Here is a 21,034-nt window from a genome sequence, read left to right on the forward strand (position 1 = left end):
CAACGTGTGTTAATGCAGTAGTCTTGTTTTTGATTAGGTTTCGATTAGATATTTATTGTGTCTTGGTTGCGTTTTCCCAATCTGTAAGCAGTTTCATTATCTGGCGTGAATCTTTCGGTGTTGCTGCTGGTCGTTGAAGCGATGATTGTTTCTTTTCTAAGGCTTCACGAATCAACCTTACTTGATACAAGAACCCGTTACCTTGTGCGGGTACGGTAATTGTTTCACCTTGTTGCTCGTAAGTGGTGATCACCAGTTGATTGCCCTCTGCTTCTGGCAACCAAGGGTTAGAGATTAGCTGTAAACTGCCTTTACTGCCCAGTACTGTAAACTCAGCATGCAAGCCATAATCTTCAGCGGTATGAAGCTGACAAAGTGTTCCGTTTGCAAATTGAATAGTTGCCGCCGATTCACAAATGTTACCGTCTTCACCACGTCGCCCTGATGCAGTAACCGTATAGTTATCGAAAATAGTATCGCCAAACGCTTGCTGCATGATCAAATGTGCAAGCGATGCAGGGTAGCAACCTAAATTATACAGTGCACCTTTGCTTTCAGGATTAACGAATTGGGCGATAGAGGCACAATATTGACCGTTGATTGAGCGAATGTCGCCAATGACATCACTATTAATCACGTCACTGATTCTTTTTGCAAGTGGGTGCGTGAGGTACATTAAACCTTCAGCAAAGAAAACATTATTTTTAGCGACTGCGGCTAATGCTTCGTCGGTTTTAGCCATATCAACAGAGAGTGATTTCTCACAAAGAATCGCTTTACCCGCATTGGCCGCTTTAATAATAAAGTCATGATGCAGGTGGTTGGGCAGGGCGATATAAATAATATCAACATTATCGTCGTTAATCAGGGCATCGTAATCATTGTATATATGCGTAATGCCGTACTTTTCTGCAAAGGCAGCTAAAGGTGCTTGCGAACGTCCAGCTACAGAATACAGCGTTGTATTGCCTTCTTCTACAATGGCGTCTGCCATTACACCAGAAATAAAGCTTGTGCCTAGAATGCCCCAATTAAGTGTCTTTTCCATTATTTTATGTCCGCGGTGAGTAGTTGGGTTTCAAATGCTTGGACGAGATCGGTTAGCCCTGCCTGAATAAAACGCTGGGTGTGCTCTGCATGAAAGTGTGTCTCAAAAGCTTCTTGGTTGTCATAGCGCTCCCAAAAGATAAATCGACGGGGGTCTTTCTTATCTTGAAGGGGAATTGCCATTGAGCATCCTTCTTCGCTGTTCATACCGTCACAAAAATCTTGAATAGCCGTGATAGCAACATTGAGGTCGCTCTCGGGTTTAATGCGTAGTTCTGCAGTAATGAACAAGCCTTGCTTAAACATAACGTTTTCCAAATCTATCAAAAGTAGCAATATGCAAAAAGTAATAAGGCTAATTTAATTGACTCTCTACAGTTGATAAACCATCATTTAGTTTGTTATTTATAAACTATAGGTTGTTAATGTGGATCGGTTGAAAAGTATGCAAGCATTTGTTTCTGTTGTTCAACACGGCAGTTTTTCAGGGGCTGCTGCTGACTGCTCTGTTACCCCAACCATGATAGGTAAACACATCAAGTTTCTGGAAGTACACCTTGGTACTAAGCTATTAAACCGAACGACTCGCAAGCAATCTTTAACGGAAGCAGGGCAGATTTACTACTTGGAATGTAAGCGAATATTAGATGATATCGCAGAGGCCGAGAACAGTTTACAAACACTGGAAAACAAGCCAAAAGGCACGGTACGTATTAATTCGCCAGTTACGTTTGGCAATATTGTTTTGGCACCAATCGTTGCTGATTTTCTACAAGACTACCCTGAGATTAATATCGATTTTACATTAGACAATAGTTTGATTGACCCATTACATGATCCTTTTGATCTTGTGATTCGCATTGGTGAACTGGCGAGCTCATCATTAATTGCCCGTGAAATAGCACGGTATGAAATGGTGTTTTGCGCATCAGCAGACTATTTATCGGAATGTGGAACCCCAACATCACTCGATGAGTTGTTAAGGCACCAGTGTTTAGGGTTTAGCTATGGGGACGTTCACGCTAACCTTGCCTTGCGACTAGACACGTTAGCGTTTGATAAGCAGCATACACGGCTTACATCAAACAGTGGGCAAGCATTGAAGGTGGCAGCGTTAAAAGGTGCGGGTATCTTACTCCAGCCCCGTTTACTGCTAAATGATGAACTCAGTAGTGGGCAATTAGTTGAAATTCTAAGTAGCGATACACCCAAGCCAATGCCTGTACATCTGTTATATAAGCGCAAAGCATTGCCGTTAAAAACACGCGCTTTTGTTGATTTTTTATTAGCGGCAATACACCGTACGAAGTAAGACAATCCGTGGCTATAAAAGAACTGTCCAACTATAAAGGCTATCTGTTTAGCCTTTAAGGCTACATCTGCCGCCTTTTATGTAGCGAATATTGCGATATTCAGCGGTGATAGGCACTCTGTTCTGATCAAACTCGCCAGCCCATCCCGATATCTCACTGTCTGTTGCCCATATATTCGCCATTATGCGCAGTGGGCTATCTGTACTCTTTGGAATGGGATCTGATGATGTATTTTTAACTTTGAATACAAGTTTTCCATCAATAAACCATTGAATAGCACGTTTAGTCCATTTAATACCATAACGGTGAAAATCTTCAGAAGCATCAAAATCTAAGAAGATGATCCGTGCATGATCACTGGTGTAATTATCATCGTTTGTCCAATAATTAATTTGTAGCAGATCGGTATTATCACCTAAAAATTCAATATCGATTTCGTTATGTTTACCATTGCTTGTCTCCGTTCTATCGTACGGCCCTGCAAATAAGAAAAAGGACGTAATCACGCCATCTGCAGCAACGGGCTTTATTTCTGCTTCAAAGCATCCGTAGCTATAAAAATCATTGCTACGTAATTCCCCTGATTGAAAAGTAAGATTTTGCGGATCTGTTGAGTCTGGCGTATTAGAAAGTGTAATTGCCATTCCGTTTGTTGAAAAAGAAACTGCTTCAGATTCCCAGCGATTAATAAAAGGAAAACCATTACTCCAGCCATCAGCTAGCCACCATAACTGATCATTCATATTCGTTAGCGGATCATCAAAGTTAGTTGCTGAAAATGACGGTGTAGCAACTAAAAGAGCGATAAATAAAGGCATTGTGCGAAATGAAGAAGAGGTGGTCATAGAGTCATACTTTTTAATGAGTGAAGTACAAAAGTGTAGCAGTAAGATTAAAAGATGAAGGTTGCACTGTGTGCCAAACATAAGACAAAAAAGCATTAATGGTATTTATCTGAGAATGAAGACTAGTTAGTGGTAGTGGGGGTTAAAATAGCCTTATTGCCACGCGATTTGTACCAAAGTGACACTAAAATCAGAGAATTTGTATTGATGTTGTACGATGTATTCGGTGCGTTATTTTTATAAATACCAGTAGGAATAACACGAGAACTTCGACTGTTCTCAATAACGGCTTGTCTTAAAGCATCACTAAATGCATCTTCAAAAATAACACTTAGACCAAATGCGATTTTGTTGCTAAATACTTGTGGGTTTTCGATGGTTTTCCCCCCCGATGAGGTGCTTAACCAGCTTTTTCCATAGAAATAGATATTGTTATAAGAAAACCATGGGCTTTTATTTATCGCATCTTCAGCGAAGATCCATAATTTGTCTGATTGGTTATATTGTTGCTTATGTAATTGATAAATAGATTCAAGTTGATTCCACCATGCTGTATTTTCACCGAGTTCAATGGCTTGTAATACATAGGGATCAGTGGTGAAAAAAGGGACATTACGAGTGTCTATATATAGTGGGATATTATCGACGTTTACGATAGCAGTGTGATCGCGGATAAAGCTGTTGGTCATATCTAACCCTGCTAACTGATAACCTTGTGCTGCGTATTGTAAATAGCCTAATCGCCCTTCCTGACGGTAAAACTCAGCATTCTTTTGATACCGCGTACCATAAAGCGTTTTTTCGTGCACAGCGCGAGAAAGTAGCCAACGTTTGGTTATTATATTTACCTGTTTTTGAAAATGTGGTTTTTGTTGAATGGTAATTTCAAGCCAGATAAGTAGCCGACCAATATCAAGTGCAGACCATCCGTTGCCATTTCTATTATTCTGTTTACCCGATGGAAGCCCTGTTTCTGTGCTGTATTCACGGTTAGGTAATTGATCATTATAAAGCGGCATCGTTGTTAAGGTGGTTAAAATACGGTTCAGTTTAGCATCTGCCTGTACGGTGGTGATCAGTTCGAGTGCTTCTAATGCAAGGGTTGCACCTATGTCGCTGGCAATATCCCACATGGTGGTATGATGGTAGCCTTGGACTGAATCAGTTAACCCCGTTTGTTTATTTTCATTTCGTTCGAAATAGTAACTCGCTTTTTTAGCAAGTAGCCATTCTTGCCGTGATATGTTGTCGAGAGACAATACTATTTTAGTATTTACTGTTGATGCGTTTAAGTTATGTTGAAGAAGATTACTGCGAATGTTTAATTGAGTGTTGTCATCGATAGGAATAGCTGGAGCAATAGCACGTCTTTGGAACGTGATTTTTTCTGGTGGTTGTTGGTTATTTTGTTGAGATACACTTCGCCCGCCATAGAAACTGGGTTGCTCTGGTTCTTTGCTCTCTTCATTGCTATAGGCGAAAAAACTCATAACAAACAATAAGCTTGTAGCATAAGTTCGGCATATTGTTAGTTGTGTTTTATGGCTTAGCATAATGAAGTCTCAATCCTTTGATACAATCAATATATGGTAAATATATGATTATTCAAGATTAATAGCGTGATGTTAGTAAGGTTGTGAGTAAATATGTGAGTTTATATTCTCCGCACGTTCGTTATCATCATAAAAATGTATCGTAATTGAGACGGTACAAAGAAAGTGTTGGAATGTTACCTTTGGGATTGTTTGAACTGAGTTTGATTCGTTATGATTAAATTAGTGTCCAATTTATTGTGCTAGGGATGGTTCGACTAACGATTGGTAATGAGTGAGATTTTTTAAAGTGACCAGACCAAATAAGATTGTTTTTACCCAATCGCGCCCATTAAAATTACAGATAGGTGCCGATTCTTTGCGCTTTAAACGTGCTGACTTACCTCGTTCTAATCAAGTATTCACTTCGCGTTCTTATTTGCTACCTCGTTCATCGGCGTTACGACTAAAAGCATACTTAAATGAAAATACACTATTTCTACAGCCTTTCGGAACGTTAGAAGAAGCAGATGTATTGCTTGCATTTTCGTTTGGCGATGCGCCAACGGTAAACCAACATTTACAACAAATTGCATTAGACTGTCGAAAGTATAGGCCCTCACTACCATTATTCCTGCAGCAAGAAATCGCCGATGATGTGATATTAACTAGTCGTGACATATACAGTATCAAGGCTGAAGCGTATCAAACAACCACAGATGTTGCAGCAGCAGCTTTATCCCTTACACCAAAACGAAAAGTGATGATAGTTGCACAGGCGTGGCATGCTCAGCGCTGTATCGATACGTGTAAATCGTTAGGTTGGGACGTTATAGGCTTACGATGCTCTAATTTATTTCCCAAAGATGACCCTCAACCATGGGTACGTCACCCTCTAAATTGGGTGATAAAAGAGAGCCACAGAGAACAAGCTGCTGGCCATGAAATTAGTGAGCAATTTCAGCTAATTTAGCCTACTTTGGTGTCTCAAATTTCGGCATTTGTGCCTATACTCCATATTATAAAGTTAGAGTATGGAGCAAGGTAGGAGTGTTTCTAATGATCTTTTGGTTAAGTTTCTATGCGTTCTTTTTTATTGCTTCTGTGTATATTGGCTATTGTAAAGGTAACCTGATCGCAGGTGTTTTATTGGGTTATGTTTTAGGACCCATAGGGTTTATTTTGATGTGTATGAGTAAAGATCGTAAACATATTGAATGCCCTTCGTGTCATGCCCATATTCATAAAAACTCTTATTTCTGCCCAGAATGCCGAAGTAAGGTAATGAGTACGGCTGTCTAAACGCATTCTTAAAATGCAAAAATCAGAAGGTAAAAGAGTAGGCGATAGTGAAAGCACCATCTATAAACCGCCCTGTATCTTCACCTCGGTCTGATGGATGCCAGCGGTTACCTGAGTAGTTGTTATATTGAATGGTAATTGTTCCGGGGTGCCAATCGAAGTAACCAAAGCCATAGGTAAAATCGGGATTCCAAGGCTGCTTTTGGCTGCTATCAAAATAATAAAATGCAGTCGCATTTACATACCAATTTCCAAATATTGCATATTTACACCCTAAGCTCAGCGTCTTATGACCTTTTTTGTAGGTTGTTGATGCAAGGTCGAAGTATTCAGGCGTGAAGTTAAAATCTGTTTGACAGCCTATCGCCCCTTCATCTGTAAATGAAAGCCAATCAATAAAGGGTTTAGTGATAGGGAACTTCCAACCCAAAGACCATGTTCCTTGATCAAAGTTCGTGACGGGTTGCTCTTCTGTTGCTTTAAAGCGATTACCACCGTAGTTGGCATACATCAAGCTGAAGGTATAAGGACGCCAATCACTGTAGCCAAAAACATAAGTAAAATCGGGATTCCAAGCTTGTTGTTGATCACCGTCGATATAGTAATACAGCGTGCTAGAGATAAACCAATTGCCTAAAATTGTGTACTTTAGCGATAACGTCGCGGTCGCATTATTGTTTGTTGGCCCCGTTGTGGCATTGGCGGGTAGGTTAGCTGCAGATGTTTGAAGCAAAGGATAACCAAGCGCAAAATTACCACTTAAACCGTTTAACCATGTCCGTTCTTCATCATCGTTGTCCCATTCTTCAAATGGCAAATCAAAAGAACTGGATACGCCTTTCCAAATTAAGTTAGATTCAGCGGGCTCAGACTCTTCATCTAAGCTAATGGCTTTTGTGAGGTTGGGTGATATCGGTTTGGGAGCTTGTTTAGCCGTTTCAGCCATATATTCACTCGACATCACAATAGATGAGCATAGTAAACAAAATAAATAGAGATATAATCTTTTATGCATACACTGCTTATGGTGGCTAAATTTACATACAATAGAGTGATATGAACTTACTAATAATTAATAAGTTACACCTAACTTAATCATCAAGTAATTTTTTTGTCTAATTTTTTGGCTAACGTCATAAAGATTACTAGACTCTGTTATATATGCCATATGTTTCTGATAAATTGAATTTAATCTTAGCTAATGCAGTCGTTTTTCATGCAGAGTAAGAATGAAAAGAAGGTACGACATTTATGAGAGACATTTTGTTGGTTGATGACAATCGAACAATGCTTATGTTTATGGAAAAAATGCTGACAAAGCGTGGTTTCAATGTCATTACAGCAAGTGATGGTTTGCAAGCTTTGGAAGTGTTGAAAGTCAATGCCCATATACAGTTTGTACTCAGTGATTGGATGATGCCTGAGATGGACGGCTGTATGCACTCTAGAGACATGAACAATATGTGTTATAGGCGGTATTTCTAGGATATAGGCGGTTAGCCCAATGAATACAAGGGTTCGGTTGATTTGGCTGAACCCTTTTTGATTTGATTGGAAAATTTAGAAATGAACAATAAATCTGAATCGTGCCTTTTTACGCTATTAAAATGAACACTGGGTTGGTTTGTAGGAACTGGCTTTAAATTATATTTAAAGATTTAAACTTAATCACCTAAGTCTTTTGCGATGAGAATCACCTGACCTACGACATCAAACTGGTGCTGATCATCTTTTGGTATATCTAAATCGCTGTAGAAGCTGTTATCACTGATTAATCGCCATGAGCCTAGCATGCTCTGGTAACGCTTCACAAAGAGTTCATCGCCGTTCCTGAAGATGTATATGTGCCCATCAGCCGGCTTGTTTCTACCAAGGTGAACAACCAACGTATCGTTGTTATGGATCGTTGGTTCCATGCTGTCGCCTTTCGCCCACACTATCGCTAAATCTTTCTCGTTAAACCCTCTGTACTTCAACCACTTTCGCCTAAATGCTAGATGGCGTGTTGGTTCTAGTTGATCTGGATTTAATGAACCATGCCCAGCGGAAACTTGCACTCGATACCCTGGTATTAAAGAAAATTCTTCAGAGAATGAACCTTTTAGTTCATGTAATATCGTTTCAAAGACCTCCATATCGAACTCTTTAGAGTTCACCAGGAGACTGGATGTTAAAAAGTTCTTTGTACAATCTGAGTATGAGTTAAATGCATTTTCTATTAACGCATATCTAACTGAAATGTCTTTGGTATCTTCTGCTCCTTTATTATTTAGAACGTCTAATATGTCATCATCACCTGTTAACAAGGCGATTGCGCGCTCATTACCAATATACCCATGCCCTTCAACTTCAAGAATAGAACCACGCCCCGTAAGTATCCATCCTGCACTAACTCCAGACTTTTCAGCTATTTGTAATATTTTGGCTGCTGTTGGCTCCCCACCAGAAAGGTATCGCTTTAATCCTGATACAGAAATCCCGACAAGCTTAGAAAATGAGTTAGGGTTTCCGACACAATCAACTAAAAACTGAATTCTATCTTGGATTGAATCTGCGCTTTCAAGTTTTGCTTTATAACTTGAAAGTTGATTTAAAGTTTTTTTACTGTCTTTCATCTCGAGTTAAGTCTCTGATTATTATTAAATAAACCCTTTAGAGTCGATAGTCGGGACTCTAAAGAGTGAAGTGATGCGCTTTTTAAAGTTGACACTCAACCCTTTAGCGTTCATATTAAGCTCATGAATTAACTCTATTGAGTTAGTTGACTGAGTAACAAGTGAGTATAGAGGCTTTTTATGGATCAGCAAACACACTTTCAAATCAGGAAAGATAATGGCGACTTGAAAGATGAGTTCATCTTGGCCGCTTTAAAGTCAAGTGGTTGGACATACTCAACTTTGGGGGAGGCTCATGGGTTGGGTAAAACAACTTTAAGGAACGCAATTAGATCTAACTGGCCTAAGGGTGAAGACATTATTGCGGCAGCCATAGGTATGCCCGCTGATGCCATCTGGCCAAGTCGGTTCCCCCGTCGAGAAGCTAAGCGAGGTTGATTATGGAATGGTACTCAGCATCAGAACTAGTGGGGTTACCAGTTCTCCCTAAAACCGTTCAAGGTATTAATTATAAAGCTAAAAGTGAAGATTGGTTATCTAGACCAAGGTCAGGATGTGGTGGAGGAAAGGAATACCACATCTCATCATTTGTTCCTACCACTCAAGCGGCTTTGTATCGTAAGCAAGACAAAATAAAAGTAGGCGGTCAAGTTCTTAACCTGCCAAAGAAAAACAAAGATTCTGTTGGCTACTGCCGTGATGCTCTTTGGTCTAGTTGGGATAAAACCAACAACACCGCTAAAGAGAAAGCACAACAAGCTTTGCTTCTTGTTCGAGCCACCTTTGCCTTGGTTGGGAATGGCGTGAAAAAAATGGACGCCTACCAGTCTGTTTGTGATGAGTATGGCTGCACCCTATCTACGCTGCGCCGCGCATGTTCAAGAGTGAAAGGTATTGAAGAGTGTGATTGGGCCCCTGCTTTGCTGCCGAAGCATTTTGCAGCGGCTCAGGTTAAAAAAGAAAACCAATTTGCTCCTGTATCACAAGAAGCATGGGCGTTTTTCATGGGCGATTACCTGCGACTTGAACAACCTTCAATGACGGTTTGTTATGAGCGCTTACTGGATGCGGCAAAGGAGCATGGTTGGGTGATCCCTAGTTTAAGTAGCTTATCGCGCCGCTTAGAACATGAGGTATCGAATCAGCAACGCGTACTACTTCGTGAAGGTGAGCATGCATTACATCAAATGTACCCACCACAACGACGCACAGTTGAAGACTTACATGCAATGGAGTGGATTAATGGCGATGGCTATCAACATAACGTGTTTGTTAAGTGGTTCAACGGTGATGTTATTCGCCCTAAAACATGGTTCTGGCAGGATATCTACAGCCGAAAAATTATTGGTTGGCGTTGTGATTTAAGTGAGAACACCGACAGCATCCGCCTTTCACTGATGGACGTGTGCGAGAAGTTCGGCATTCCAAAAGAAATGACATTGGATAATACCCGTGCTGCTGCAAACAAACCGATGACTGGTGGTGTGCGGAGCCGTTATCGATTCAAAGTTAAAGAAGATGATCCTAAAGGCATCATCCCAATGCTTGGCATTAAGCTTCACTGGTCAAGCGTGATTTACGGTAAAGGTCATGGTCAAGCAAAACCAATCGAACGTGCCTTTGGTAATGGTGGGCTTGGTGAGTACATAGACCGACACCCAGCTTGTGTTGGTGCCTTTACGGGTGACAACCCTATGGCTAAACCCGATAACTATGGCAGTAATAATATTGACGTGGAAGCGTTCTTAAACGTGATAGCCAAAGGCGTGGAAATGTACAACGCCAAAGAAAACCGAAAAACAGAAATCTGTCGCGGCTATATGAGTTTTGATCAGGCTTTTAATGCGAGTTACCAGTCAGCCCCTATTCGTAAAGCCACCGCAAGCCAGCTGCATATGATGATGCTGCAAGCCGAAGCGGTTCAGGTAACTAAGCATGGTCAGATAGCGCTTCACGCTGGCGGCATTTTAGAAGGGCGTCGTAATCTTTATTTCAATGAGCGGATGTTGGATTACATCGGGCAAAAGCTTGTTGCTCGATTTGACCCTCAAAAGCTTCATGAATCGATCGAAATTTACACATTAAATGGTGTGCATATCTGTGTGGCGGAATGTCGTGAGGATGCTGCTTTTGGTGATACTCAAGCGGCTCGTGAAATTAAGAAAGAGAGAAAACGCCATACGAAAGCCACGAAAGAGGCAACCAAGTCACTTGAGCGCATGACCGCTTTAGAGGTGGCCGCAATGATGAAACCGCTTGAAGAGGAAATCATTCCTGAAAATAAAGTGGTAGAGCCTTTCCGTCCTACTTCTATTGGTAATGCCGCAGTAAAGGCGATGCCCTTAGAAGAAGCTGAAGACGAGTACGACCAGAACTTTAGCCAGAGCATTTCAAACCTATTTGATCAGAAATACAAAAACAAACTTTAGGCCCTATTTAAACCTTCCATAAATGGAGATTGATATGAACACAAACGTGGTTGAACTAGGCAGCGCAGAAGCGAAGCAAACCGAAGCATTAATGCGCATCCGTGCATTAACAGAATCGAAGGTTGTTTCAGCGTCTCAGATCGCAAAAGAAATCAGCGTATCACCTGCCACACTAAGCCAAATATTGAATGGTTCATATAAAGCTGATCCAACCAAAATGATTGAAAAACTTAACCAGTGGTTACGCATGCGTGAACAACGCAATGCCACCCCAAGTAAAGACCCTGGCTTTGTTATGACACCAACAGCTAAACAGCTGACTGACGACATGATGTATGCCCAAGTGACCGAATCAATTGTGGTTATTTTTGGGGCGTCTGGTGTGGGTAAATCGGAGGCGTTACGCGAATACAAACGAAGCAATAATAACGTGTGGATGATCACTTCAAGCCCAAGCCGTTCAAGCCTAACTGAATGCTTATATGAACTGGCAATGGAGTTGGGTTTAGATGATGCGCCACGCCGAAAAGGACCGCTTTCTCGCGTTATCCGAAACCGCCTGATTGGCAGTGAAGGTTTAGTAGTGATTGATGAAGCCGATCACCTTGATTACCCGACGCTAGAAGAGCTACGAATACTTCAAGAAGAGACGGCTATCGGCATGGTGTTGGTGGGTAACAACAAGGTTTACACACAGCTTACTGGTGGTCGTCGTAATGAAGATTTTGCACGCTTGTTTTCTCGCATTGCGAAAAAGCGCGGCATCCACAAAACCAAGCAATCTGATGTTCGTGCTATTGCAGATGCCTGGAATGTAAATGGTGAGTCTGAACGCGGGTTAATGCTGCAAATCAGTGAGCGTCCAGGTGGGCTTAGATTGCTAAGTAAAACACTCAAACTGGCAGCGATGTTTGCTAAAGGCCAGACCATTAATGAGCAAGTGCTGCGCAAAGCGTTTGCTGAATTAGAAACCAACGATTGAGGTGAGGTATGACTTTTAAAGCAATGGTTCGTTGTGATGCCGATGGATGCAATAAAGAAGCAGAGCTCGAATGTTTTGACCCAGCCAATGCAGAAGATGCGGTTTTTAATTTAGACAATTGGTTTGTTAATACATTGGCTTGCGATCACTACTGTCCTTGTCATGCAAAAGCAGCGAAAACAAAGTGGGATGAAGAAAGCCCGCAACCAACTGGAATTTACCCAACCATGGTTGGGTAAGGAGAAAGCAATGATGCATCTAAATGAAAAACGTCGCGTAGTGAGAAATGCCGTAGCACTGTTAGGTAAAGCAGGCAGTGAAATTGTTGCTTTTAATCTTTCGCACTCACGCCCAGTCATTGAAATTAACTTTCCAACTGTTCGCCTCTCACAGAAAGCCGTCGCCATTGTAGAGCGTGTTGGTGGTGCAGAAAGTCGCACTATTTATGTTGCACGCTTTAATAGCTGCGTTATCCGCTGGACTGATGGATTACCAGAAGCGCAGACCGAGCAATGTAAGGCGCTTGTTAGCCATCTTAATGAGTACAGTACTACCACCAATTCGGTATGGCCTAAAAACTTTTGATAAGGATTATCACGTGCTTGTTGAAAAGATTATTGAGCAGTTGCGCGACCACCCAGCCACTAGAACTGAATTAACCGTTAGTGTTGGTGGTGCATCAAAAAGAGGTGTTCACGGTCGATTACAAATGCTTATTGCTAGAGGGTTTATCACCCGCTCAAACAGAAAACCTTACGTGTACACCTTAGTGACAGAGGTTGGTTTATTTATTCCCTGTCCTGCGTGCCGTCGGGTGCGGCCATGTTGGGTATTAACTGGCGGCGTGTGCAATTACTGCCGCAACTTAAAAGGCGCATGGATTAGCAAGGTTGAGGGTGCGAAGGAGCCCATCCCCAAAAAACAACGCGCAGCGAATACTCGCGCACAGCAATATAACTATGATGATGCAGTATCAAGGGCCTTTCACAAGTTACTGCGCTGCGCATCCATTGGAGGGGCTTGATATGGCAAAGATTACGCTGGAGTTTGGTCGCACACCTGATGGGCGTATTGGGTTTAAAGGGTTAGCAGAATTTACGGGTGATGCGGGTGTGGATGCTGTCACCTCACAAGTTACTCAAGACGTAGAAAGTATGTTGATTTCAATGGGTGTCGAACGCAATGCCGATACCTTAAATATAACGGAAAAGGAATGAGTCATGGCGAAGCCAGTAATCAAGGCAAAAGTAATTATAACCATTAAAGAACACGCGAATGGTCAGTTTGAATTTGCGTGCACATCAACCAAGGGAAAGTCAGAGCTATTGAATGGCCTAGCTAACCATGTTGCGACGCAACTCCCAAGAGCGGTAGCGGTTGCCGCTAAAGATTTCCTCGAACCAAAAAAGGATTTAAACAATGCCTCAATCCACTAAGCAAACACCAGAGCAAAGTAAAGATAAAGACACAACAGTGCCTTCGGGATATATGCGTGATAGCAAACAACGCCTTGTGCCTATTTCTATGGTTGATGATTACGACATGGAAATTAATGATTTTGTTATCAAGCACACCCAAAGAGCGCGTGAAATCCAAACCTTGCTTCGTGCCTTTAAACGAGAAGTTTTTGATGATTGCTATGCATTTCAAGAGCTATTGGCTGAGCGTTATGAAAGTAAGAAAAAGAAAGGTGGCTCAAAAGGCGGATTCTCGTTCACGTCTTATGACGGAGCACTTCAAATTAAAATTACAGTGCAAGACAGAATCGTACTTGGCCCTGAGCTGCAAATAGCAAAAGACCTGATTGATGAATGCGTGCATGAGTGGAGTTCTGGCGCGAACGATTACCTAAAGGTATTGGTTAACGATGCCTTTGAAGTAGACAAAGAAGGCAACCTCAATACTGGCCGTGTTCTTACCTTGCGTAAATTCAAGGGTAAATTCCCTGACGAGCGTTGGGTTCGCGCAATGGATGCTATCGCCGATGCCATTATGGTTACGAGTTCAAAAGCCTACATGAACTTTCGTGAGCGTAATGGCGAAGGAAAGCTAATCAATATCCCATTAGATCTTGCCGCTCTATAAGGAATTATCGATATGGAAAAAATACAAGATTATGGATGGGGTTTGATTTTTACTTTGCTCGTAATGGCTGCATTTGTTTTTCAGTGGTCAGTTGTTGAGTTTGTATTGTGGTGTTTTAAATAACAGCAGGAGTTAGCTACATGAACAAAAACTTAATCAAAGCGATTGAAGACTGCGGCCTAGACGTTAGCGATGTAACCAGCATTTTAGCTACGCACTTAGCGGTGATATCTGAAGGCTTGGTAATAACGGACATGGATGGCAATGTCATTGGTTTTAATGTCGAGGATGGCGTTATTGAATTGCCATTTACTGCCCCTGCACAGCCAGTCATCAGCAATAACACCATTAGGTATATAAACGGTTCTGAAAAGAATTATCAGCATTCACCATCGCAAGAATACCCGTGGTTTGCCCATGACCCAGGGGGTGACTCATTTCTTTATTTCAAAACGAAAGAAGAAGCAAGATTGCATTCGAATGACGATATTCAATGTTACTTGGGTGATGTGTGGGATGAAGGTGTAGAGAACGTAATGATTGGGCGCATTCATGGCGTATCAACCAAAACGAATATACGGCATACCGATGAAGACGGTAATGAATTGGCGCACGGCGCTTATGTGTGTGATTACGAAATTAAGCCTTTGGTGTAGTTAGCTTTCACCATGCGTGTGCAAGGCGCATGAGTAAGTTAATTAACAACAAAGGTGAGCGTATGTGTAATAAGTCATTCATTGCCGTACACAGTATTAGCGCGATTGAGAATGAAATATTTTGTGCAGAAGGTTTATTGGAAGAAGTCGGCACAGCCTATCCATATGATTCTTTTGAAGATGGCTATGCCGCCGCCCTTCGCTGGATGATGGGGAAAGAGCCCTCTTCGGTTGAAGAAGAATACCGCTCGATATTAGATGGAAAGTTATCGGTAGCAATCAGAAAAGGCGAATGATATGACAACGGAAAAATCAGTAATCACGAAAGAGCAGTGGAAAAGCCTTGAAGAAGAAATGGCAGGTTATTTTGTAAATGTTGAATTTAAATTTAACGGGTATTTGGTCAGTATTAACCGTGTCCGCTCTAGTGAAGGCAAAACAGAGTTAGGTGTCTATATCGACGGTTCAATAAAAGGAGTATGGACTAGCAGAACTCTTCAAGAAAATGCTACCCAAGAAGATGCAGCGCCAACAATTCTTCATGACGTATGGAAGCTAAAAACCAAAGCAATGTATTCACTCAAACAAGTTAAAGAGTTAGAAAGAACAATTGGTAAACGTCGCGCAAAAAAGGCGTTCCCGCATTTGCATGACCGCCATGAATATCATTTACCGTACTTCTCAAAAGCCTCTGTGCTGTGTCGTCAGTTTAAAAAACTAGAGGGATTAGAGTTAGTCAAAGCCGCATTTTTGACGCGGTAAATTAAGCGAAACAAACAAGGCCAGCCCTTGTTTGTCTGCCTAGCATGGCGGCTAGGCACTGATGAGCAGCCGATAAATAAGGATTCACAATATGTTGGTTAGAGATATTACTCCCGAGGAAAAGCTAGAGTTGGCAAGCAGCGTTCTTGTCTTTCTTTCAACAAAAGCAGCTGATGGTTTGCTGATTAAGAAAGAGGTATTAGAGGTCGCTTGCGCCGTGGTGGGAAAGGATGATCTTATTGGATTCACCCAAGAAAACACGGCTCCCCTTTCTTCATTTGAAGTCGGCGTTAAAAGTCAGCTGAATGAGTTAGTAACGTCAAGGCATCCTCACCCCAGCTTGGTAGAAGAGTTAGAAGAAATAGAATCCATTTTAGAAAACCCGACGGCTTTTGTATCGTGCAGTGAAGAAGATGATGGTCGTCAATATGTACTGAGGTGGGTGTGCGGGCTTGAATTGTTGCCTTCTGCGTTAATTAATAAGCGATATAGAGAGATTGAAGGTTGCTAAGTCGCCTTCGTATTAATACGTCCGGCGGTCGCGAAAGCGCCGCCATTTTTTTTAGAGGTCGTTATGAATAATCGCAATCGCCTAATTCAATTGATCCACGTCGGCAAGCGAGAGCTTGGTTTAGATGATGAAACGTATCGCGCCATGCTACAAGAAGTGGCGAGTAAAGTGTCATGCTCCAAGATGAGCATCAAAGAGCTTGAATTGGTAGTGGCCCACATGGAAGCGAAAGGATTTAAACGCCAAGCAAAGGTCGGTAAAACAGGCTTTAAACGCCGTTTAAGTCCGCGTTCTGGTAAAGCCAAGCATGCCGAGATTGATAAAATACGTGCGATTTGGATCACCATGTATCAACACGGTATCGTGCAAGATAGAAGTGAAGCGGCATTAGATGCCTATGTAAGACGCATGACAAATAAAGACATTGATCATGTTGGTTGGATGGATAGCCATCAAGCCTATGCTGTTTTAGAGTCATTAAAAAAGTGGCATACCCGCGCGTTGCGAGAATGGATGGTGGAAAATGGTCACGAAAAGTTACTGCAAATTCGCGCTGCAAAAAGTTATGCATCAGTCTTAATATGCTATGAAGAGGTAACAAATAAAAAATAATCCAAAGGTAATCTTGATACATCACCGCTTTAATCGGTTACAGTTTTCGTAATTGATTGAATGCGAGAGGATTAACCATGGACAAGCAAATTAATAATAATGACGCCACCGTTGATATGTTTGGTTTTGAAGGCGTCTCTTTATCTGATATTGAGCAGTTAACAGAAGAGCAAGACAGTAACCGATGGCCGGAAGCGATGCGAGACATGCACGATCTACTAAAGCGTCAATTAGAGAGTGAAGGCGCAGACCCAGCCATCGCCATAAAGTTACTCAGTGAAATCTGTAAAACGTTTGGTGGAATGCAATTTTACTTGCCTCGTGGGCATCATCTTGAAGTTATGCTCATCCATTTAAATATATGGAATGATTTTACAGGTGATAATGTTGTGCAGTTGTCTAGAAAATATGACGTAAGCATGCAGCATATTTACCGAGTGGTTGCTAAAATGCGCAAACGTGAAATTAAAAAACATCAACCAGAATTGTTTTAAAATATTTTTAACGAATGGTGAGCTTAATAGGAGTAGGCGGAATGGAATTTATTGTGTTGGTTTTAGCAATTTTAGTTGCATTGATATTATTTAGACTTGTTGGTTTTTTTGCTCCAGTGATTATACTTGCGCTTGGGATCGGATATCTTGATAGTAAAGGCATTTACCTTAAAGATATCGGAGTGATTGTAGGGGGATTGTTGTTATGCGTACTCTGTGTTTTTTTGTACAAAAAAAGAAGCGATGATAACGATACGCAAGCTAGTATTGATGAAAAACAAAAAAATGAAGATTTATGGAAAAATAATAGATAATCCGCGTTAATCTCACCCTATCTAAATAAATAGCACAATCGAATAAACCCACTAAATCATTCGGTTGTGCCAAATGCCTTTCAAATATCCATTCTCCACTAAGGGCTACACGCCCCAATTCTGCCATGCCGTACACTTCATTCTTGAAAAAGAAGGTGGGTTGCGTGCTGATGGTGGTTACGTTAACGACCCCAAAGACCCTGGCGGCGAAACCAAATACGGCATCAGCAAACGCGCCTTCCTTGGTGTCGATATTGCCACATTAGATATCGACCGTGCGGTACGGATTTATTACACCAACTATTGGAAAGCGGCATATTGCCACGAGTTTGCAGGCAACGTTGCGCTGTATCAAATGGATTCTGCCGTTCAGCACGGGGCAATCACAGCCATTAAATTGCTGCAAGAAATTGCAGGTACAAAAGCCGATGGCAAAATGGGCCCTAACACCCGCACCGCCGTTCATGGCTCAGATGCTGAATGGTTGGTCTCACGTTACGGTTTGCGCCGTGCTCGCTACTACGCCCGCATTCTAAAGAACAACTACTCACAAACGCGTTATATCGAAGGGTGGCATAACCGCCTTGCTGATTTAACCGATGCTGCTTGGGAGTTGGCTGCGTAATGGGTAGAAATTGGGATTTCTCAAAAACCAAAGGTCGAGACGATCGGCTAAATGCAGAACTCACCGCCTTTCAAGGTGGCGAGTCTGTGCCCAGTAGCCCACCACTTCATAGCCACGACGGCACCATGCAGCATTTTTATAATCAATCGTGGAATGGCGTTTCTGCAATCGACATTCAACAGCATTGCCACCCTAAAAAGTCCATCGCCTTATCCAGTAACCGTCTATCCACACTCAGGAGTTTACGCCAATGTCACTTTCAGTAATTGCGGGTGTGGCTGCACTTGCCATGGAATACGGGCCAACTGCAATTCGCGGAATATCAAGTTTGTTTGGCGGCAGCGATACAGCAGATAAAGTTGCCGATGCAGTAGAGAAAGCCGATTCAATGTTCGGTGCTAGTAAGCAACAAAAAGAGCTGGCTGTTACTCGTGAGCTGCAAAACCTTCCACCAGAATCTTTGATTGAACTTGAAAAGATTAAGGTCGAACTGGAAAAAGAAACAACTCGTCGTCATGAGTTAACGCTTAGTGATAAGCAAGCCGAACACCATGAAACCCAAGTTACGATTCGTGAAGGTGATAAGGCTGAAGATGAATACGTTCGCCACACCCGCCCTTGGGGGTGTCGTTTGAGTTTGTATTCTGCCATTGCTTATATCTTCCTGTTTGATGGTCTTGATGCTTGGGATAAAGGTACAGGTGCGAATTGGGAAATAGCGGCTGGTTTGATGATGCCGTTCCTTACCTACCTAGGTTGGCGCACTGCTGATAAGCGCGGCATGACGAAAGGTACAGGCTCGATGGTGGGTGATGCAATGACGACACTTAAAAGCCTAAGTCCTCTAGACCGAAGTGGTAACCCTATTCCACCAAGACCGAGGGGGTACTAATGACCGACCAGCTCGATAAGGCTCAAGAGTTTGAGCAAACATTCAGGGAAAAAGCCATTGCTCATCAACGTACACGCTGCATAGAACAGCCCGATGAAGATGAGCATGGTCGTTATTGCCTATCGTGCGGGTTAACTATCCCACTAGACCGTCTTGAAGCTGCGCCCAATGCCGTTCGCTGCGTGCCGTGTCAAGCAGGTAAGGAACACACATAACATGGAAGAGCTGGTTAAAACATGGTGGCCCATGGTGTGGGCTGGCGTTATTACTGTCGCACAAATATTACTGACCTTGCTCTCTAAGACGTATGTCCGTCGTGAAGAGTTGGATGAAGTAAAGCAAGACGTCAGTAAGTTGAGGGAGGACGTTAAATCCCTCCCGACAGATAAAGAGCTCCATGCATTGAAAGTAGAAATAACAGAAATGCGGGGCGAGATGAAAGAATTACGGGCGGCATTAAAGCCAGTCGATCATTTAGCGCAGTTGCTGCTAGAGCAGCAGTTGAGTGTTGAAAAGTAAACGGGAGGTATATGGGCTTTAAAGAGCTTGTAAAAGAAGACCAGCGCTTAGTGATTCTGCGTTCTCTGCAGGAGATGCCAGGTTATGAAGCCAATGAATCCATTATTGACTGCTGTCTAGATGCGTATGGCCACAAGATAAGCCGTGATGCGGTACGTGTGCATTTAAGTTGGTTAGAAGAAATGGCGCTCATTTCTTTGCGTGAACTGAGCGGCTGCAAAATCGCTACCCTAACAGGTCGCGGCGAAGATGTTTCTACGGGTCAGGCAGTTGTGCCTGGTGTTAAGCGCCCTCGCGCACAATAGGAATATCGCCATGGCAAACAATAAAGCGAAGTCTCGCAAGTCTAAAATCGAGCTTCTCCCCCCTGAAATCAAGCAGTGGATTAATGCCGTTATTCGCTCGGGTGAAATGCAGCAAACAGAATTACTTGATGCATTAAATGCCAAGATAAAAGAAGCGGGCCTGCCGGATGATGCAACGGTCAGCTATACCAGTATGAATCGCTACCACCGACGCATGGAAAATATCGGCTCCCGCGTTCGCCAGGCACGGGAAGTTGCTGAGGTTTGGACAACCAAGCTCGGTGATGCTCCGGTGTCTGATGTCGGCAAGTTGCTTCAAGAGTTTGTGCGCACCATGGCGTTTGAAACATCCATGCACTTGATGGATGAAGCTGAAAAAACAGAAAAACCAATCCCACCCAAAGCTCTTGGGCAGTTGGCGCTGGTCATTCAACGTATCGAGCAAGCCGCCATGGTGAGCCAGAAGGTTGAAAAGGAAATCCGCAAAGCCTTTGCAGAAGAAGCCGCCACTCAAACCGAGAAGATTGTTAAACAAGCAGGTATCACCGCAGCCACTGCTGCCGATATCAAACGTCAGATTTTGGGGATTGCATAATGAAGATGCTCACTTTTTTTGCATATGATCATTTACCTAAACACTTACAGGTGGTCAGTAAGCCTTTCTGTGATACCGCGAATCACGTAGTGGACACATTACCAGACAATGAAGAGCGTTCGGTTTGCTTACGTAAATTGCTGGAAGCAAAAGATTGCGCGGTAAGATCGCAATTGGGGGTTAAATAATGTTAGCCACTCAAGAACATCAGTTACTGAATAATCAAAGTGCCACTGCCATCTTGAGCAGTGAATTTGATCCATCAGAAGTGTTGTTACCTTATCAGCGTCGATGGATAGCGGATGACTCACAGCTCAAGATTGGCGAGAAGTCCCGTCGAACGGGTCTAACCTGGGCGGAAGCTGCTGACTCTTCATTAACCGCGTCAAAGTCTACCTCTGAAGGTGGTGAAGACGTGTTCTATGTCGGCTCGACCAAAGACATGGCACGTGAGTTCATCGATGCCTGTGCGATGTGGGCCAAAGCCTATAATTGTGCGTGTGATGATGTGATTGAAGAGGTCTTCGATGATGAAGATAAAGATATTCTCACTTACATGATCAACTTTGCGTCTGGTTTTAAAGTCAAAGCCTTATCAA

34 protein-coding genes, 1 other RNA gene and 1 pseudogene are annotated in these 21,034 nt (G+C 42.5%); 30 read left to right on the forward strand and 6 right to left on the reverse strand.

Annotation, left to right across the window (positions count from 1 at the left end):
* Positions 1-52 precede the first annotated feature (52 nt).
* Positions 53-1,048 carry a Gfo/Idh/MocA family protein gene (locus C9J12_RS18140; protein ID WP_107243989.1) on the reverse strand — a complete coding sequence of 332 codons (996 nt, stop codon included), beginning with the start codon at positions 1,046-1,048 and terminating at the stop codon, positions 53-55.
* A complete protein-coding gene (locus tag C9J12_RS18145; RefSeq protein ID WP_011218134.1) occupies positions 1,048-1,353 on the reverse strand; it encodes a putative quinol monooxygenase in 306 nt (101 codons plus the stop codon). The genes C9J12_RS18140 and C9J12_RS18145 overlap by 1 nt, the downstream gene beginning before the upstream one ends.
* 121 nt (positions 1,354-1,474) lie before the next feature.
* Here C9J12_RS18145 and C9J12_RS18150 point away from each other — a divergent pair, with 121 nt between their 5' ends.
* Positions 1,475-2,359 carry a LysR family transcriptional regulator gene (locus tag C9J12_RS18150; protein WP_227876397.1) on the forward strand — a complete coding sequence of 295 codons (885 nt, stop codon included), beginning with the start codon at positions 1,475-1,477 and terminating at the stop codon, positions 2,357-2,359.
* 48 nt (positions 2,360-2,407) lie between these two features.
* On the opposite strand, the gene C9J12_RS18155 is transcribed toward C9J12_RS18150, so the two are convergent.
* Positions 2,408-3,205 (reverse strand): glycoside hydrolase family 16 protein, encoded by a 798-nt coding sequence (locus C9J12_RS18155; RefSeq protein WP_107243991.1) that lies wholly within the window; start codon positions 3,203-3,205, stop codon positions 2,408-2,410.
* A gap of 122 nt (positions 3,206-3,327) precedes the next feature.
* Positions 3,328-4,695, reverse strand: coding sequence for a DUF3131 domain-containing protein (locus C9J12_RS18160; RefSeq protein ID WP_227876398.1), 1,368 nt, complete (start codon positions 4,693-4,695; stop codon positions 3,328-3,330).
* 352 nt (positions 4,696-5,047) lie between these two features.
* Between C9J12_RS18160 and C9J12_RS18165 the strand changes: the two genes are divergently transcribed.
* Both C9J12_RS18165 and C9J12_RS18170 read left to right on the forward strand, forming a co-directional pair.
* Positions 5,048-5,710 carry a hypothetical protein gene (locus C9J12_RS18165; protein ID WP_107243993.1) on the forward strand — a complete coding sequence of 221 codons (663 nt, stop codon included), beginning with the start codon at positions 5,048-5,050 and terminating at the stop codon, positions 5,708-5,710.
* A gap of 86 nt (positions 5,711-5,796) precedes the next feature.
* Positions 5,797-6,039 carry a hypothetical protein gene (locus tag C9J12_RS18170; RefSeq protein ID WP_107243994.1) on the forward strand — a complete coding sequence of 81 codons (243 nt, stop codon included), beginning with the start codon at positions 5,797-5,799 and terminating at the stop codon, positions 6,037-6,039.
* Positions 6,040-6,061: 22 nt separating this feature from the next.
* Here C9J12_RS18170 and C9J12_RS18175 read toward each other — a convergent pair whose 3' ends face one another.
* Positions 6,062-7,054 (reverse strand): hypothetical protein, encoded by a 993-nt coding sequence (locus C9J12_RS18175; RefSeq protein ID WP_107243995.1) that lies wholly within the window; start codon positions 7,052-7,054, stop codon positions 6,062-6,064.
* A gap of 236 nt (positions 7,055-7,290) precedes the next feature.
* Here C9J12_RS18175 and C9J12_RS18180 point away from each other — a divergent pair, with 236 nt between their 5' ends.
* Positions 7,291-7,524 (forward strand): response regulator, encoded by a 234-nt coding sequence (locus tag C9J12_RS18180; protein ID WP_107243996.1) that lies wholly within the window; start codon positions 7,291-7,293, stop codon positions 7,522-7,524.
* A gap of 179 nt (positions 7,525-7,703) precedes the next feature.
* Here C9J12_RS18180 and C9J12_RS31170 read toward each other — a convergent pair whose 3' ends face one another.
* Positions 7,704-8,654 (reverse strand): S24 family peptidase, encoded by a 951-nt coding sequence (locus C9J12_RS31170; protein WP_227876399.1) that lies wholly within the window; start codon positions 8,652-8,654, stop codon positions 7,704-7,706.
* 180 nt (positions 8,655-8,834) lie between these two features.
* Here C9J12_RS31170 and C9J12_RS18190 point away from each other — a divergent pair, with 180 nt between their 5' ends.
* The 26 genes and pseudogenes from C9J12_RS18190 to C9J12_RS18315 all read left to right on the forward strand — a co-directional run.
* On the forward strand, positions 8,835-9,092 hold the full coding sequence (locus C9J12_RS18190) for a helix-turn-helix domain-containing protein (RefSeq protein WP_107243997.1): 258 nt from the start codon (positions 8,835-8,837) through the stop codon (positions 9,090-9,092).
* A gap of 2 nt (positions 9,093-9,094) precedes the next feature.
* The gene (locus C9J12_RS18195; protein ID WP_107243998.1) at positions 9,095-11,083 is read left to right on the forward strand and encodes a transposase domain-containing protein; all 1,989 of its coding nucleotides are present in this window, start codon (positions 9,095-9,097) and stop codon (positions 11,081-11,083) included.
* A gap of 34 nt (positions 11,084-11,117) precedes the next feature.
* Positions 11,118-12,065 (forward strand): AAA family ATPase, encoded by a 948-nt coding sequence (locus C9J12_RS18200; RefSeq protein WP_107243999.1) that lies wholly within the window; start codon positions 11,118-11,120, stop codon positions 12,063-12,065.
* A gap of 8 nt (positions 12,066-12,073) precedes the next feature.
* Positions 12,074-12,304 carry a hypothetical protein gene (locus tag C9J12_RS18205; RefSeq protein WP_107244000.1) on the forward strand — a complete coding sequence of 77 codons (231 nt, stop codon included), beginning with the start codon at positions 12,074-12,076 and terminating at the stop codon, positions 12,302-12,304.
* A gap of 10 nt (positions 12,305-12,314) precedes the next feature.
* Positions 12,315-12,650, forward strand: coding sequence for a hypothetical protein (locus C9J12_RS18210; RefSeq protein ID WP_107244001.1), 336 nt, complete (start codon positions 12,315-12,317; stop codon positions 12,648-12,650).
* 13 nt (positions 12,651-12,663) lie between these two features.
* Entirely contained in the window at positions 12,664-13,089 is a 426-nt protein-coding gene (locus C9J12_RS18215; RefSeq protein ID WP_107244002.1) for a hypothetical protein, read from the forward strand.
* A gap of 1 nt (position 13,090) precedes the next feature.
* Positions 13,091-13,282, forward strand: a complete 192-nt coding sequence (locus C9J12_RS18220; RefSeq protein ID WP_107244003.1) for a hypothetical protein — start codon at positions 13,091-13,093, stop codon at positions 13,280-13,282.
* A gap of 3 nt (positions 13,283-13,285) precedes the next feature.
* Positions 13,286-13,501, forward strand: coding sequence for a hypothetical protein (locus tag C9J12_RS18225; RefSeq protein ID WP_107244004.1), 216 nt, complete (start codon positions 13,286-13,288; stop codon positions 13,499-13,501).
* Positions 13,485-14,150 carry a DUF3164 family protein gene (locus C9J12_RS18230; protein ID WP_227876400.1) on the forward strand — a complete coding sequence of 222 codons (666 nt, stop codon included), beginning with the start codon at positions 13,485-13,487 and terminating at the stop codon, positions 14,148-14,150. The genes C9J12_RS18225 and C9J12_RS18230 overlap by 17 nt, the downstream gene beginning before the upstream one ends.
* Positions 14,151-14,290: 140 nt before the next feature.
* Positions 14,291-14,806, forward strand: coding sequence for a hypothetical protein (locus C9J12_RS18235; RefSeq protein ID WP_107244005.1), 516 nt, complete (start codon positions 14,291-14,293; stop codon positions 14,804-14,806).
* 29 nt (positions 14,807-14,835) lie between these two features.
* Positions 14,836-15,102 carry an SPFH domain-containing protein gene (locus C9J12_RS18240; protein ID WP_227876401.1) on the forward strand — a complete coding sequence of 89 codons (267 nt, stop codon included), beginning with the start codon at positions 14,836-14,838 and terminating at the stop codon, positions 15,100-15,102.
* 1 nt (position 15,103) lies between these two features.
* Positions 15,104-15,568 (forward strand): hypothetical protein, encoded by a 465-nt coding sequence (locus C9J12_RS18245; RefSeq protein ID WP_107244006.1) that lies wholly within the window; start codon positions 15,104-15,106, stop codon positions 15,566-15,568.
* A gap of 3 nt (positions 15,569-15,571) precedes the next feature.
* An RNA gene (locus tag C9J12_RS18250) (hammerhead ribozyme type II) lies at positions 15,572-15,643 on the forward strand.
* 16 nt (positions 15,644-15,659) lie between these two features.
* Complete coding sequence (locus tag C9J12_RS18255) at positions 15,660-16,079, forward strand: hypothetical protein (protein WP_107244007.1); 420 nt, start codon at positions 15,660-15,662, stop codon at positions 16,077-16,079.
* 63 nt (positions 16,080-16,142) lie between these two features.
* Complete coding sequence (locus tag C9J12_RS18260) at positions 16,143-16,691, forward strand: gp16 family protein (RefSeq protein ID WP_107244008.1); 549 nt, start codon at positions 16,143-16,145, stop codon at positions 16,689-16,691.
* A 77-nt stretch (positions 16,692-16,768) separates the two neighbouring features.
* The gene (locus C9J12_RS18265) at positions 16,769-17,185 is read left to right on the forward strand and encodes a Mor transcription activator family protein (RefSeq protein ID WP_107244009.1); all 417 of its coding nucleotides are present in this window, start codon (positions 16,769-16,771) and stop codon (positions 17,183-17,185) included.
* 41 nt (positions 17,186-17,226) lie between these two features.
* On the forward strand, positions 17,227-17,499 hold the full coding sequence (locus C9J12_RS18270) for a hypothetical protein (protein ID WP_107244010.1): 273 nt from the start codon (positions 17,227-17,229) through the stop codon (positions 17,497-17,499).
* A 73-nt stretch (positions 17,500-17,572) separates the two neighbouring features.
* Positions 17,573-18,124 carry a glycoside hydrolase family 108 protein gene (locus tag C9J12_RS18275; protein WP_107244011.1) on the forward strand — a complete coding sequence of 184 codons (552 nt, stop codon included), beginning with the start codon at positions 17,573-17,575 and terminating at the stop codon, positions 18,122-18,124.
* Positions 18,124-18,390, forward strand: a complete 267-nt coding sequence (locus C9J12_RS18280) for a hypothetical protein (RefSeq protein ID WP_107244012.1) — start codon at positions 18,124-18,126, stop codon at positions 18,388-18,390. The genes C9J12_RS18275 and C9J12_RS18280 overlap by 1 nt, the downstream gene beginning before the upstream one ends.
* The gene (locus C9J12_RS18285) at positions 18,375-19,016 is read left to right on the forward strand and encodes a hypothetical protein (RefSeq protein ID WP_107244013.1); all 642 of its coding nucleotides are present in this window, start codon (positions 18,375-18,377) and stop codon (positions 19,014-19,016) included. Before C9J12_RS18280 ends, C9J12_RS18285 begins: the two co-directional genes overlap by 16 nt.
* Complete coding sequence (locus C9J12_RS18290) at positions 19,016-19,231, forward strand: TraR/DksA C4-type zinc finger protein (protein WP_107244014.1); 216 nt, start codon at positions 19,016-19,018, stop codon at positions 19,229-19,231. Before C9J12_RS18285 ends, C9J12_RS18290 begins: the two co-directional genes overlap by 1 nt.
* Position 19,232: 1 nt before the next feature.
* Entirely contained in the window at positions 19,233-19,535 is a 303-nt protein-coding gene (locus C9J12_RS18295; RefSeq protein WP_107242260.1) for a DUF2730 family protein, read from the forward strand.
* Positions 19,536-19,546: 11 nt separating this feature from the next.
* On the forward strand, positions 19,547-19,840 hold the full coding sequence (locus C9J12_RS18300) for a VpaChn25_0724 family phage protein (RefSeq protein ID WP_107244015.1): 294 nt from the start codon (positions 19,547-19,549) through the stop codon (positions 19,838-19,840).
* Between the two features lie 10 nt (positions 19,841-19,850).
* On the forward strand, positions 19,851-20,435 hold the full coding sequence (locus tag C9J12_RS18305; RefSeq protein WP_107242262.1) for a DUF3486 family protein: 585 nt from the start codon (positions 19,851-19,853) through the stop codon (positions 20,433-20,435).
* Positions 20,435-20,623, forward strand: coding sequence for a hypothetical protein (locus C9J12_RS18310; protein WP_107244016.1), 189 nt, complete (start codon positions 20,435-20,437; stop codon positions 20,621-20,623). Before C9J12_RS18305 ends, C9J12_RS18310 begins: the two co-directional genes overlap by 1 nt.
* Positions 20,623-21,034 (forward strand): annotated as a pseudogene (locus tag C9J12_RS18315) (hypothetical protein); the annotation flags it as partial. The gene C9J12_RS18310 and the pseudogene C9J12_RS18315, both read left to right, overlap by 1 nt.

This window comes from Photobacterium frigidiphilum, from assembly GCF_003025615.1.
Lineage (GTDB): Bacteria > Pseudomonadota > Gammaproteobacteria > Enterobacterales > Vibrionaceae > Photobacterium > Photobacterium frigidiphilum.

Bases quoted from the DNA above. Each gene is read 5' to 3' on its own strand.
- C9J12_RS18140 (WP_107243989.1), bottom strand. From the start codon at position 1,048: ATGGAAAAGACACTTAATTGGGGCATTCTAGGCACAAGCTTTATTTCT.
- C9J12_RS31170 (WP_227876399.1), bottom strand. From the start codon at position 8,654: ATGAAAGACAGTAAAAAAACTTTAAATCAACTTTCAAGTTATAAAGCA.
- C9J12_RS18225 (WP_107244004.1), top strand. From the start codon at position 13,286: ATGGCGAAGCCAGTAATCAAGGCAAAAGTAATTATAACCATTAAAGAA.
- C9J12_RS18175 (WP_107243995.1), bottom strand. From the start codon at position 7,054: ATGCATAAAAGATTATATCTCTATTTATTTTGTTTACTATGCTCATCT.
- C9J12_RS18260 (WP_107244008.1), top strand. From the start codon at position 16,143: ATGAATAATCGCAATCGCCTAATTCAATTGATCCACGTCGGCAAGCGA.
- C9J12_RS18255 (WP_107244007.1), top strand. From the start codon at position 15,660: ATGTTGGTTAGAGATATTACTCCCGAGGAAAAGCTAGAGTTGGCAAGC.
- C9J12_RS18245 (WP_107244006.1), top strand. From the start codon at position 15,104: ATGACAACGGAAAAATCAGTAATCACGAAAGAGCAGTGGAAAAGCCTT.
- C9J12_RS18205 (WP_107244000.1), top strand. From the start codon at position 12,074: ATGACTTTTAAAGCAATGGTTCGTTGTGATGCCGATGGATGCAATAAA.
- C9J12_RS18155 (WP_107243991.1), bottom strand. From the start codon at position 3,205: ATGACCACCTCTTCTTCATTTCGCACAATGCCTTTATTTATCGCTCTT.
- C9J12_RS18230 (WP_227876400.1), top strand. From the start codon at position 13,485: ATGCCTCAATCCACTAAGCAAACACCAGAGCAAAGTAAAGATAAAGAC.
- C9J12_RS18240 (WP_227876401.1), top strand. From the start codon at position 14,836: ATGAGTAAGTTAATTAACAACAAAGGTGAGCGTATGTGTAATAAGTCA.
- C9J12_RS18190 (WP_107243997.1), top strand. From the start codon at position 8,835: ATGGATCAGCAAACACACTTTCAAATCAGGAAAGATAATGGCGACTTG.
- C9J12_RS18290 (WP_107244014.1), top strand. From the start codon at position 19,016: ATGACCGACCAGCTCGATAAGGCTCAAGAGTTTGAGCAAACATTCAGG.
- C9J12_RS18160 (WP_227876398.1), bottom strand. From the start codon at position 4,695: ATGAGTTTTTTCGCCTATAGCAATGAAGAGAGCAAAGAACCAGAGCAA.
- C9J12_RS18305 (WP_107242262.1), top strand. From the start codon at position 19,851: ATGGCAAACAATAAAGCGAAGTCTCGCAAGTCTAAAATCGAGCTTCTC.
- C9J12_RS18300 (WP_107244015.1), top strand. From the start codon at position 19,547: ATGGGCTTTAAAGAGCTTGTAAAAGAAGACCAGCGCTTAGTGATTCTG.
- C9J12_RS18280 (WP_107244012.1), top strand. From the start codon at position 18,124: ATGGGTAGAAATTGGGATTTCTCAAAAACCAAAGGTCGAGACGATCGG.
- C9J12_RS18180 (WP_107243996.1), top strand. From the start codon at position 7,291: ATGAGAGACATTTTGTTGGTTGATGACAATCGAACAATGCTTATGTTT.
- C9J12_RS18145 (WP_011218134.1), bottom strand. From the start codon at position 1,353: ATGTTTAAGCAAGGCTTGTTCATTACTGCAGAACTACGCATTAAACCC.
- C9J12_RS18285 (WP_107244013.1), top strand. From the start codon at position 18,375: ATGTCACTTTCAGTAATTGCGGGTGTGGCTGCACTTGCCATGGAATAC.
- C9J12_RS18195 (WP_107243998.1), top strand. From the start codon at position 9,095: ATGGAATGGTACTCAGCATCAGAACTAGTGGGGTTACCAGTTCTCCCT.
- C9J12_RS18275 (WP_107244011.1), top strand. From the start codon at position 17,573: ATGCCTTTCAAATATCCATTCTCCACTAAGGGCTACACGCCCCAATTC.
- C9J12_RS18270 (WP_107244010.1), top strand. From the start codon at position 17,227: ATGGAATTTATTGTGTTGGTTTTAGCAATTTTAGTTGCATTGATATTA.
- C9J12_RS18310 (WP_107244016.1), top strand. From the start codon at position 20,435: ATGAAGATGCTCACTTTTTTTGCATATGATCATTTACCTAAACACTTA.
- C9J12_RS18220 (WP_107244003.1), top strand. From the start codon at position 13,091: ATGGCAAAGATTACGCTGGAGTTTGGTCGCACACCTGATGGGCGTATT.
- C9J12_RS18170 (WP_107243994.1), top strand. From the start codon at position 5,797: ATGATCTTTTGGTTAAGTTTCTATGCGTTCTTTTTTATTGCTTCTGTG.
- C9J12_RS18295 (WP_107242260.1), top strand. From the start codon at position 19,233: ATGGAAGAGCTGGTTAAAACATGGTGGCCCATGGTGTGGGCTGGCGTT.
- C9J12_RS18265 (WP_107244009.1), top strand. From the start codon at position 16,769: ATGGACAAGCAAATTAATAATAATGACGCCACCGTTGATATGTTTGGT.
- C9J12_RS18200 (WP_107243999.1), top strand. From the start codon at position 11,118: ATGAACACAAACGTGGTTGAACTAGGCAGCGCAGAAGCGAAGCAAACC.
- C9J12_RS18235 (WP_107244005.1), top strand. From the start codon at position 14,291: ATGAACAAAAACTTAATCAAAGCGATTGAAGACTGCGGCCTAGACGTT.
- C9J12_RS18210 (WP_107244001.1), top strand. From the start codon at position 12,315: ATGATGCATCTAAATGAAAAACGTCGCGTAGTGAGAAATGCCGTAGCA.